The sequence below is a fragment of the Plesiomonas sp. genome (assembly GCF_051650925.1).
Taxonomy (GTDB): domain Bacteria; phylum Pseudomonadota; class Gammaproteobacteria; order Enterobacterales; family CAMTGL01; genus Plesiomonas.
Genome location: NZ_JBOFRH010000502.1, coordinates 1 through 11,227, shown reverse-complemented (window position 1 = coordinate 11,227; position 11,227 = coordinate 1). Strand labels below are relative to the sequence as shown.

At 45.8% G+C, this 11,227-nt stretch carries 9 protein-coding genes; 3 read left to right on the top strand and 6 right to left on the bottom strand.

All coding sequences use genetic code 11. From position 1 onward, the window contains the following. Positions 1-646: 646 nt before the first annotated feature. On the bottom strand, positions 647-976 hold the full coding sequence (locus tag ACRC27_RS12090) for a hypothetical protein (RefSeq protein ID WP_438623372.1): 330 nt from the start codon (positions 974-976) through the stop codon (positions 647-649). Between the two features lie 532 nt (positions 977-1,508). Here ACRC27_RS12090 and gntR point away from each other — a divergent pair. Continuing rightward, positions 1,509-2,504 (top strand): gluconate operon transcriptional repressor GntR, encoded by a 996-nt coding sequence (gene gntR / locus ACRC27_RS12085; protein WP_438629110.1) that lies wholly within the window; start codon positions 1,509-1,511, stop codon positions 2,502-2,504. A 129-nt stretch (positions 2,505-2,633) separates the two neighbouring features. Here the strand turns inward: gntR and ACRC27_RS12080 are convergent, their stop codons facing one another. The 3 genes from ACRC27_RS12080 to ACRC27_RS12070 all read right to left on the bottom strand — a co-directional run bounded on the left by ACRC27_RS12080 (position 2,634) and on the right by ACRC27_RS12070 (position 5,727). Next, complete coding sequence (locus tag ACRC27_RS12080; RefSeq protein WP_438629108.1) at positions 2,634-3,275, bottom strand: bifunctional 4-hydroxy-2-oxoglutarate aldolase/2-dehydro-3-deoxy-phosphogluconate aldolase; 642 nt, start codon at positions 3,273-3,275, stop codon at positions 2,634-2,636. Positions 3,276-3,418: 143 nt separating this feature from the next. Continuing rightward, on the bottom strand, positions 3,419-5,212 hold the full coding sequence (gene edd, locus ACRC27_RS12075) for a phosphogluconate dehydratase (RefSeq protein WP_438629106.1): 1,794 nt from the start codon (positions 5,210-5,212) through the stop codon (positions 3,419-3,421). After that, entirely contained in the window at positions 5,212-5,727 is a 516-nt protein-coding gene (locus ACRC27_RS12070; protein WP_438623368.1) for a gluconokinase, read from the bottom strand. The genes edd and ACRC27_RS12070 overlap by 1 nt, the downstream gene beginning before the upstream one ends. A 131-nt stretch (positions 5,728-5,858) precedes the next feature. On the opposite strand from ACRC27_RS12070, the gene gntU reads away from it, so the two are divergent. Then, on the top strand, positions 5,859-7,196 hold the full coding sequence (gene gntU, locus ACRC27_RS12065) for a gluconate transporter (protein WP_438623367.1): 1,338 nt from the start codon (positions 5,859-5,861) through the stop codon (positions 7,194-7,196). A 275-nt stretch (positions 7,197-7,471) separates the two neighbouring features. Then, the gene (locus tag ACRC27_RS12060) at positions 7,472-8,044 is read left to right on the top strand and encodes a hypothetical protein (RefSeq protein ID WP_438639983.1); all 573 of its coding nucleotides are present in this window, start codon (positions 7,472-7,474) and stop codon (positions 8,042-8,044) included. 116 nt (positions 8,045-8,160) lie between these two features. On the opposite strand, the gene ACRC27_RS12055 is transcribed toward ACRC27_RS12060, so the two are convergent. Both ACRC27_RS12055 and mtr read right to left on the bottom strand, forming a co-directional pair. Beyond that, positions 8,161-9,174 carry a CobW family GTP-binding protein gene (locus ACRC27_RS12055; protein ID WP_438639982.1) on the bottom strand — a complete coding sequence of 338 codons (1,014 nt, stop codon included), beginning with the start codon at positions 9,172-9,174 and terminating at the stop codon, positions 8,161-8,163. 206 nt (positions 9,175-9,380) lie between these two features. Next, on the bottom strand, positions 9,381-10,640 hold the full coding sequence (gene mtr / locus ACRC27_RS12050) for a tryptophan permease (protein WP_438621728.1): 1,260 nt from the start codon (positions 10,638-10,640) through the stop codon (positions 9,381-9,383). Positions 10,641-11,227 lie beyond the last annotated feature (587 nt).

Below are 11,227 nucleotides of genomic sequence, written 5' to 3'. Positions count from 1 at the left end.
GATACCTTTATTGAATAAATATAAGGTTGTTACTCACACACGTTTTTTAGATGTGGAATATTAAATTTTTACATTATTCATTATTACTTCATTGTAGTGACATATACCGGTGTTTCCCCTGTACTTCATACTGTTTACTTATTCAAGAAATGACTAATAGTATAAATGCGAAGTTAATATGTGCTTGTTAAAGTAATAATATTAACACTATGGGGGGATTATAGTGATTTTTTGAATATATCAATGCAATAACGGTAATCAAATGTATAACGAGTGCTAGTTAAAATATGCCGACTAGAAACCATAATTTCTATTTTACAGTGATAAATAACTTTTGATGGGGGATCGCTATTCTATCAAAAACTAAGCATACCGTGGTTTTTGAGTGTAGAGCGGCTTAATTCGTGCTGAAAAATAGTGCTATTTGTACACTGACAGTATAAATCATCCTCTAGCAACAACATAGCAAGCCGGTAGCTGTTTTAGCCGAGCATTGTTGATATGGTTTCTCTTTATACCGTTGTGTGTAATGAGTAGCGCGCTTTGTTTGGGTTCTCGTATCAGTATACACAAGCTCAGGGTACATATTCCCTTATTATTCAATGAGGGAGATAAGACTTAGATGTGTAGACAAGATAACAACAACTTAATGTGCAAAGCGCAAGCGGCTGTCATAACCACTGGTGACATAATAGCTGGCAGGAAATACATCAACCAAATGCAGATGGGCTAACTGGGCAATCAAGTCAGCAAAACCATCAAAAGTATGGGCGGTAATCTCACGGTAGACTTTTCCTTCCATGTTCTCAATACCGATGATCATCGTGATTTCATGCTTATCTTGCATGGGTACTGTTACAGTATCATCTATTTTTTGGTCGAAAAAAGGCACTTCACGGCCAGGAATATAGAAGCTGACATTTTGCATGTACTCTTCAGGTGTAAAGAAAGGCTGGTGGTCGGGTGTGGTGTACATATAAAAACCTCATTTACAGTATGCATTTAGTATTTCACCTGAAACGGCAGAATGACTACCCAATGCGTTTAATTTTGCGATCTGTATAGTGAATTTAAATAAGACTAAATAAGATTACTCGGAATTGGGGTAAGTCAATAAGGCAATTTATAAATTCTTAATATCATATAAAATAAATTATTCAATACGTTGTATTACTAACTTATTGGTAAAAGCTATTCAAGTTCTTTTGACAACTTAACTAAGTCTGAGTTTGCTACAAATAAACGAATAATAGTAACTAACTGTAAGAGATTACAGAAAAATAACAATTTGAAACAAAGGATGTAAAGGAAAAAATAGGGTGCAACAATGCGCTCTTATCCTTAAAAGAGCGCTTATGTTAGCTGTTAACACGATGCTTTTTCCAGCATATTTATAATGAAAACCGGATGTTATTGTTAATAACAGGTGATTTTATTCGTAAACTTATGGGTTGAATCAGTGAAATATGCTATGTTACATGTAACATCATCCTTGATTTGTAGAGAAAATGAAGAAAAAACGTCCAACCCTGCAGGATGTAGCGGATGTCGTCGGTGTAACGAAAATGACGGTCAGCCGTTACTTGCGTGACCCTTCACAAGTCTCTGCCCCTATTCAGCTAAAAATAGCCGATGCCCTTGAGGATTTAGGATATATCCCCAACCGTGCACCAGATATTTTGTCGAACGCAAAAAGTCAGGCTATTGGTGTATTGCTGCCTTCGTTGACCAACCAAGTCTTTTCGGAGGTGTTGCGTGGCATTGAATCGGTGACGGAGCAAAAAGGTTATCAGACCATGCTCGCGCACTATGGTTACAGTGCTGCGGTGGAAGAGACTCGGATAGCCTCATTACTCTCATACCATGTTGATGGGTTGATTTTATCGGAAAGTTACCATACGCCCCGTACGCTAAAAATGATTGAAACTGCGGGTATTCCGGTTGTCGAGATTATGGATTCCCGTTCACCCAGCATTCAACTGGCTGTGGGGCTGGATAATGAAGCGGCCAGTTTTGATATGACTACGCTGATGCTGCAAAAAGGCTATCGCAAGATAGTGTATCTGGGCGCTCGGATGGATGTGCGGACGCAGCAGCGTTTTGATGGCTATATTCGTGCAATGGCCGCATATGGGCTAGAAGCGCGGCATGTGATGACTGAGGCCGCCTCTTCTTATTCGTTGGGTGCTGAATTGTTGGAAGAAACACTGCGCTGTTATCCTGATACCGATGGTATTTTCTGCACTAACGATGACTTGGCTGTGGGGGCCATTTTTGCCTGCCAGCGTCTGGGCATTGCTATTCCGCAACAGGTTGCGATAGCCGGTTTTCACGGGCATGATATCGGGCAGACCATTATGCCCAAGCTCGCCAGTGTGCACACACCACGACGTGAAATGGGTAAGCTTGCAGCCGAATCACTATTGGCTCGTTTAGCCGGAGAGGTGCGAACGCAGCGGGTATATGATTTAGGCTATCGGCTTGATGCCGGAGAGAGCATTTGATTTTGCCATTAGGTGAGTCGGCGATTATCGCTTTTCAGCGGTAATGATAAAACAGAATAAAAAAAGACCGAATATTCGGTCTTTTTTTTGCGCAATAGGGGCTGATAAAGCCGAGATTACGGTAAATACTTACTTAGCTGAAACCAGTGCAACCGCTTCTGCTGACAGACGAGTAATGGTCGCCCAGTCGTGTGCGGCGATAGCGTCGGCAGGCAGCATCCATGAACCACCTATAGTAGCGACACATTTTGCTGATAAGTAGTCGTGAACGTTTTTCGGGCTAACGCCACCGGTTGGGCAAAAACGCACTTGTGGCAGAGGGGCTGCAATGGCTTTGAGTGCTGTAACGCCACCATTTGCTTCTGCTGGGAAAAATTTCAGGTGCGTATAACCTTGTGCCAGCGCTTGCATCACCTCAGACGGAGTTGCAACACCTGGGATCAGCGGAGTGCTGTGCTGTTTAGCATGATCAAGCAGCTCACGGGTGCACCCTGGGCTGATGATGAATTTTGCACCCGCAGCCACGGCTGCGTCGTATTGCTCAGGGTTAATCACTGTGCCCGCACCAATCATGGCTTCTGGCATAGCATCAGCAATCGCACGGATAGCGTCGAGTGCTGCATCGGTACGCAAGGTCACTTCAAATACGGTGATCCCGCCGTCTGCCAGTGCTTTTGCCATAGGTACAGCATCTGCTACGTGGTTAATAACCATAACCGGTACGACAGGTGAAGTGGCAAAAACGTCGGCAGGGGAAACAGTCCAATTCATGTGTTATTCCTTAGCATTACACAAAGTTGCGCGCACATCGGGGTGCGCGCAGAGTCAATAGCATAATAAATGAAGTGCGAAGGCAATTCACGGATTGATCGTGACCCGATCAACCACAATGCTATGCTGTTCAATCATGTGGTTTAGTCAATCACCGTTGCACCGGTTTCCGCACTGGAAACATGCTCGCGGAAGACTTTAAACAAATTCCGGCCAAAACCTGTCTGCTCGGCAGTTAAATCTGGGTGGAATGCTGCGCGCTGGCTCAGATCGGCATCGGTACTTAATGTACCCTGAGTGGCATCAAGCGTGATGACATCACCGTTTTGCAGATAAGCAAGAGGGCCGTTTTTGCTCGCTTCCGGAGTCACGTGAATAGCCGCAGGGATTTTTCCTGATGCGCCAGACAAACGGCCATCAGTGACCAGTGCCACTTTAAAACCAGCTTTCTGGATATTACCCAGAATTGGCATCAGCTTATGCAGCTCAGGCATACCATTTGCGCCCGGCCCGTTGTGGCGAACGACCACGATAACATCACGGTTCAGCGTACCCGCTTTGTAAGCTGCTTCTACATCGTGCTGAGATTCGAAAATCTCAACCGGAGCACGAACAATATGGTGCTCAGGGGCAACGGCACTGACTTTAATCACGCCACGGCCTAAGTTGCCTGACAGCACTTTTAGCCCACCGGTCGCGTTAAATACGCTGTCACCTTCCGCGATAACGGCCGGATCACGTGTTTCCATCACTGGCTGCCATGCTAGCGCACCATTTTCCAGTGTCGGCAGGCTCAGGTAATCTTCCATCGTGCCAAATACTGGAGTGGCATCCATATGCAGCAGACCACGCTCGGCCAGCTTACGCAGCAAGAGCGGAACACCGCCAGCCGCTTGGAAGGCATTGATATCTGCCGGTCCATTCGGGTAGACACGGGTCATCAGTGGTACAACATCAGAAAGTTCGCTGAAGTCATCCCATGTGACAATCAGGCCAGCGGCACGAGCAACGGCAATCATGTGCAGGGTGTGGTTAGTACTGCCGCCAGAGGCTAGCAGGGCAATCAGACCATTGACCATACAGCGCTCATCAAGCACGTCAGCCAGCGGGCGGTACTCGCTGCCGCCTTGTACCATGCCCGCCACTTTACGGGCAGCATGATCGGTCAGTGCATTACGCAGTTCAGTATTGGGTGGGATGAAAGCAGAACCCGGTAACATCAGGCCCATCGCTTCAAATACCAGCTGGTTGGTGTTGGCTGTACCGTAGAAAGTACATGTGCCCGGTGCATGATATGCACCACACTCCATATCAAGTAATGCATCACGGCCAAGTTCACCGGCTGCATATTTCTGGCGGACTTTGACTTTCTCATCATTGCTGATGCCAGTTGGCATTGGGCCAGCCGGAATAAATGCCGTTGGCAGATGGCCAAAGGCCAGTGCACCCATCAGTTGTCCGGGGGCAATTTTATCGCAAATGCCTAAAAGTAGGGTGGCATCAAACGTATTGTGGCTCAGTGATACAGCAGTAGCTTGTGCAATCAGATCACGTGAGAACAGAGACATATCCATGCCCGGCTGCCCTTGTGTTACACCGTCACACATAGCGGGAACACCGCCAGCCACTTGTGCGCTGTGGCCTAATTCGGCCAAAACCGCTTTGATTTGGTCAGGATAGAACTGGTAAGGCTGATGTGCAGAGAGCATATCATTGTATGCGGTGACAATGCCCACGTTAGCGCGGGTCATGTCAAGGATCTGGCCTTTTTGCTGGCTAGAACAGGCTGCTACAGCGTGGGCAAGGTTGCCACAGGCTAAGCTTGCGCGATTCTTGCCTTGTGCAGCTTGAGATTGAATTTGTGCGAGATAACGCGCACGAGATTGTGCGCTGCGTTCAGCAATCCGAGCAGTGACTCGGGTAATAACTGGGTGCATTAGTGAACCTCTTTAGCTGCAATGACGGCACGCTCAACAACTTGATCAAACTCTGCATCAATATCAACGCGCAAGATACCGCTTTCATTGGTGCTCAATGGGCATTCCAGCGTATCAAATTGGCTTTGTAGCATGCCTTCTTTCTGGAAATGGCCTACGCGCTTGCTCAGACGTTCGAAAATCAGTTCGAAAGTACCGTCGAGGAAAATAAAGGTGACGTTCTCGTTACCTTCACGGATCATATCACGATACTTACGCTTCAGTGCAGAGCAGACAATAATGCCGGTTTCATTTTTCTTCTCAAGGCTAAACGCCGCATCACGGATACGTTCTAGCCACGGCGCACGATCATCATCATTTAGAGGGTTACCTGCGCTCATCTTCAAGATGTTTGCTTTTGGGTGCAAATCATCACCATCGATAAATTTAGCATTCAAAGCATCAGCCAGTGCAGAACCCACACTTGACTTACCACACCCTGAAACACCCATAACGATAATGCTGCGACCTGCCATAGTTTGACCTCAATCTCAATTTTGGAATTTGGTTGTATTCACCTGTTTCTACGATAGCACGTTACGGGTAACATGTTACCCGTAACTACAAAAACTGTGATGTAAAACACAGCTCACTTAGGATGAACACTATGTCTGATATGTCGTTGATCATGACCGCCGCGGGATCTATCCTCCTGTTGCTGTTTTTAGTAATGAAAGTTCGGCTTCACGCGGTTGTTGCACTGATTCTGGTCTCTATGATTGCCGGCTTATTCTCTGGTATGAATCCGGCTGATATTGCTGCGACCATCCAAAAAGGGATGGGCGGAACACTGGGCTTTGTTGCCGTAGTGGTCGCGCTGGGCGCAATGTTTGGTAAAGTGATGGAAACCACCGGTGCGCTTGATCGCATCGCACAAACACTGCTAGGTAAGTTCGGTACAGATCGCGCTAACTGGGCGATTACCATTACCGGCTTTATCTGTGCACTGCCGCTGTTCTTTGATGTTGCGGTTGTTCTGTTAATTGGCGTGGCGTTCGCGATTGTGCGTCGTGGCGGCGGCAGCGTAATCAAAATTGGTATCGCGCTGTTGGCAGGTATTGCAACTTGTCAGGCGTTCCTAATCCCAGCACCAGGCCCGATTTTGGTAGCATCACAGCTGGGTGCTGATTTTGGTTACATGATCCTGTTTGGTCTGCTGGCCTCTATCCCTGCGATGATCTTAGCTGGCCCACTGTTTGGTTCAATGATTTCTAAAATTGTTGATGTTCCATTGCCAGAGCATGCACAAGCTGATGATAAAGATCGCGGTGAACTGCCTTCTTTTGGTCTGGCGATGGGTCTTATCGGCTTGCCATTGCTGATGATCGGTCTGAAAACCATTGCTGCTCGTTTTGTTGAGCAAGGTTCTGACCTGTACAACTGGTTGGAGTTTATTGGCCACCCATTCACCGCAATTATGGTTGCGTGTTTGGCTGCATTCTACCTGCTGGGTATTCGCCGTGGTATGAGCCGTGATGATGTCATGGGTGTGTGCAGTGCTGCATTACAACCGGCCGGTATCATTATTCTGGTTACGGGTGCAGGTGGTGTATTTAAGCAGGTTCTGGTTGATTCAGGCGTGGGTGCTGCATTGGGTAATACGTTGGCAAGTTCTGGCCTGCCAATTGTGGTCTTAGCCTTTATTCTGGCCGCTGCAGTACGTGTTATTCAGGGTTCTGCTACCGTTGCGATGCTAACATCATGTGGTTTGATCTTACCTATGTTGGAAGGTTTGGGCTTAAACGGTGCACAACTGGCTGCCATTACCATTGCTATTGGTGGTGGTGCGATTGTACTGTCACACGTGAATGACTCCGGTTTCTGGCTGGCAAACCGTTACTTAGGCCTAACCGAAAAACAAACCCTACAAACGTGGACTGTGATGGAAACTATCATCGGTGTTACCGGTGGTGTGGTTGCCATGATTATTATGATGTTCCTGTAAGTGGTGTGCTGTGCGTGATATTGAACTGATAATATTTTAAGCACAGGTCGAGATTACTTTCTGTATCAATCAAGCCCCTTTTTAAAAGGGGCTTTTTTTATGATTTCTTTATGGCTTTTTTACGAGGATATAAAACAGCGCTAACACATTAGTTGGTTTTGCTGTGTTTTGTGCTTTATCGTGCGTTTGGCTGATATTTGGCACAGAACGATAAGAATGGCAGGAGAGTATTGCTTATAGTCCGCGGTTTAGTATGCGTGTTCTTGGATAAGCTGATGACGGTTCGATTAAAAGCAATATTGTGTTCATTACTGATGGTCTCTGTGCTGGCAGGGTGTGGTGCAACCGGAGATACACCGAAACAGAAACGTGCCTCTATTCAGGTTATCCGCCAAGATACATTGAGTAAATTGTATAAACAGCAGCCCAAAGCCCGGGCTTTAATTCGTAATGCAAAGGGATATGCGGTGTTTTCCACCAAAAGTAACCGTTTTGCTCTGGTTGGTATCGGCCATGGTTTTGGTGTAGTACACGATAATCGCCGTAATAAAAATACTTATATGCGGATGATGAGCTTAAGTGCAGGGGTCGGGCTCGGAATTCAGGATATGCGATTTATTGCTATATTCCATGACCAAAAAACGATGGATAACTTTATTCAATATGGTTGGGATGCCAGCGCTGGTGCTGAAATGGCTGCTAAATGGAAGGAAAAAGGTGATGCGACAAATCAGACTGTGCCGGCTGACTTTAAAGGGGTTACTGTGTATCAGATAACTGAGCACGGGCTGGCATTACAAGCGATGGTGCAGGGGTTTAAATACTGGCCAGACAGCGAGTTAAATTGATCTGCGTGTGAGTTAAACAGACGTTTGCCTGTGGGATACGCTCTGCTTTGCATCCCACAGTGAGGTTATTTTTAGGTTCTTGTGCAGCATGGATAACAAGAAGTTAAACCTCTGCCTCAGAGGATACGGGCTTGCAATAACTGCTGTTGGAAGGTGTTCCATGCAGCGCGGCTGTCATGAATAAATTCAACACGGCTATCGGCAGGGGTTATGTCAGCGGTTTCAATCTGAAATTCACCCTGTTGGCGGTTAAATTGTAGCGTTCCGCCAGCAATACGGACAACACCTTTGGCACGGATAACGGGTGCTGTTCTGGCGAGCTCTAGAATTTTAGTCATATCAAACAGGGTATCGGCATCAAATATCCAGCCACAACTGAAATAACCTTGCCCCTGATTTTCTGCTCTGCGCCAGCGTTCATTACCGTGTAAGTTGAGTACGGCACTGATTGCCGGTATTGCCGTTTTATGCTGATGAGCGGCCGATGCTTTGAGGTGTCGGGGCTGTGCGGGTAAATCAAGCAGAGCAAGCGGGATCTTACCTTGCTCTGCAAATTCAGTATGAAGTGCTGTAAAGTGCTCTTTTTGCTGCGCCGAAGCACGTAATGTGCCGGCAAATTCCGTAAACAGCGCTTGTTCTTGTGGCGAACATAAATCGGTTTTATTGGCGATTAGCACATCTGCTGCGGCAATTTGATCGCGAAAATTCTCATTTTCACGGTATTTAGTATCTTGCAGATGGCGAGGGTCGAGCACACATAAGGTCGCACCCAGCGTAAGAACCGACTGATAATGTTCTCCGGTCAGCATATCCAACACCTGTTTTGGGTGCCCAAGCCCTGTGGGTTCAATTAAAATACGGTCTGGTCGGTGTTGGCTGATGAGCATGTTTAATCCCACCTGCATAGGTAATCCGGCGACACAGCAGAGGCATCCACCGGGGATCTCTTTGACGACCGCCCCTTGATCACGCAGCAATGCTCCATCAATACCAATTTCGCCAAACTCATTGACCAAAACCGCCCATTTTTCATGTTCAGGTTTCGAGGCTAACAGATGTCGGATGGTGGTTGTTTTACCACTGCCCAGAAATCCGGTAATAAGGTTGGTTTTGATTTTACTGCTGAGCATAAGGCGTTTCCCTGAGAGTCAACAACGTCTGGTGTACGTAATATCATACAACAAGGTATTAATGTAACGGAATATAAGGCAGATATCTCAGGATATCCGGTATATCAAAAAACGGAGGCATAAGTTGGTACGGTGCTATAAAAAAATCCAGCACACATTAGCATGCTGGATTTTTCTGTTATCGGTATTCAGCCGTTTTTTTAGGGCTACCGATATACAGGCAATAGGTTAAACATGGCTAAAATCTGCACGACAAGATTGGTGATACCAAACAGAATAACAACCATAATCATCAGATTACCACCGGGAGCACGGTAGGTTGGGCTACCAAATTTCTGACGGCTGGCGCGAGCCATCATCGCAGGAACAATTGCAGCCCAGATTGCGGCGGCTAAACCGGCAAAACCAATGGCATAGATAAAACCGTTCGGGAAGACTAAACCGCCAATCGTTGGAGGAATAAAGGTGATTGCTGCTGTTTTTGAGCGGCCGATTAAGCTGTCATCAAATTTAAAGAGATCGGCAATATAGTCAAACAACCCTAGGGTTACACCTAAAAATGAGCTGGCAACAGCCATATAAGAGAAGGCAGTTAGCATTTTATCAATCGTCTGGGTTGATGCCACACCACTGAGTGCTTTCAGCAGGCTGCCAATATTTCCGCCCTGATTGACAATTTCCTTGAATTCACCGCGCGGAATATTGCCCAGAATCGCCAGCTGCCAGATGATGTAAATGGCCAACGCAATCAGTGTGCCAATCAGTAAACTCAGTACAACGGGGCGCGGCTCTTTTCCATAATATTTGACCAAGCTTGGCACGTTACCATGATAACCAAACGAGGCCAGACAATAAGGCAGGGCGGCCAACGCAAACGGCAGGTAATCGGTTTGAGTATCACTGGTATTGAACAAAATAGCCGGTTGTACATGGCCTATTAGGTCAAATGTGGATAAGAAAAATGTAATGAGCATGCCGCCAATCAGTACGGTTGTTAAGCGATCAACTGCTTTGGTGGATAACCAGACAAAAAATGCCAAGCCCAGTGCAAACAGTAAACCGGCTGCGGTTTGATTCATTGAAAAACCAAACGCCGCATTGAGCGTATGGCTGATAATAGATCCGCCACCAGAGATATAAGCATAAGTCAGGATATACAGCACAAACGCAATGGTAATACCATTGATGGCATTCCACTGTTTGCCGAGCAGCCCTTTAACCATAGTGTCAAAACTGGCACCGATTTTATAGTTTAGGTTTGCTTCTAAGATCATTAAACCTGACGCGTACATGCACAGCCATGTTGCCAGCAAAATAACAATTGAGCCGGTAAACCACACTCCAGAGGTGACTACAGGTAAAGAGAACATTCCGGCACCTACGGCAGTACCGGCAATGATCATCGCGCCGCCGAGAATAGAAGGGCGGCTGGTCACGGTTGGGGTAATGATATTTTGCTGCGTCATGAACACACTCCTTATGTGTAACTTTGTACTAGCATAGTAGTTCGAATAGTGTGATGGAGTAAACAAAAACATCTCAATATTTTGTTCATATGCAACTTTATGTATGCAACTTTGCGCTATAGCTGTAGTCTACATAAGGATAACGCTTTATAGGTAGGCAATTAAATCAGGTAATGATTTAAGGTTAAAAAGAATGAATGTTATTAAATGTCAACGTATTTGTACTCACTGTTTTAAGCACGGTACAATTTCTACATTACAGCGTTTAAACGATCTATGGTGTGATATTTACACTTGCCAGCACTGCTTTCGTCAATGTGCATAAGAGATAAAACGCATTGCTATAAAATGTATATTAATATAACAAAGAGTAGATATTTCAATCTTCAGTCGTGCATATAATAATCATATGCTGGTGAATACCCGCGACCTGTGATGACCATTTTTTATCTTCAGTTCATTTTTCTGTTTGTGTTGTTTCCTGCCTGCTGTTTTGCTCTCTATTCCTCATTTGAAAATTATCAGAGCTAAATTTTCAGCTATCCTGTATTTAGCAGGGAAGGCCACTGTTTATAAATATATTTTTA

Bases quoted from the DNA above. Each gene is read 5' to 3' on its own strand.
- ACRC27_RS12080 (WP_438629108.1), bottom strand. From the start codon at position 3,275: ATGAATTGGACTGTTTCCCCTGCCGACGTTTTTGCCACTTCACCTGTC.
- mtr (WP_438621728.1), bottom strand. From the start codon at position 10,640: ATGACGCAGCAAAATATCATTACCCCAACCGTGACCAGCCGCCCTTCT.
- gntR (WP_438629110.1), top strand. From the start codon at position 1,509: ATGAAGAAAAAACGTCCAACCCTGCAGGATGTAGCGGATGTCGTCGGT.
- edd (WP_438629106.1), bottom strand. From the start codon at position 5,212: ATGCACCCAGTTATTACCCGAGTCACTGCTCGGATTGCTGAACGCAGC.
- ACRC27_RS12055 (WP_438639982.1), bottom strand. From the start codon at position 9,174: ATGCTCAGCAGTAAAATCAAAACCAACCTTATTACCGGATTTCTGGGC.
- ACRC27_RS12070 (WP_438623368.1), bottom strand. From the start codon at position 5,727: ATGGCAGGTCGCAGCATTATCGTTATGGGTGTTTCAGGGTGTGGTAAG.
- gntU (WP_438623367.1), top strand. From the start codon at position 5,859: ATGTCTGATATGTCGTTGATCATGACCGCCGCGGGATCTATCCTCCTG.
- ACRC27_RS12060 (WP_438639983.1), top strand. From the start codon at position 7,472: ATGACGGTTCGATTAAAAGCAATATTGTGTTCATTACTGATGGTCTCT.
- ACRC27_RS12090 (WP_438623372.1), bottom strand. From the start codon at position 976: ATGTACACCACACCCGACCACCAGCCTTTCTTTACACCTGAAGAGTAC.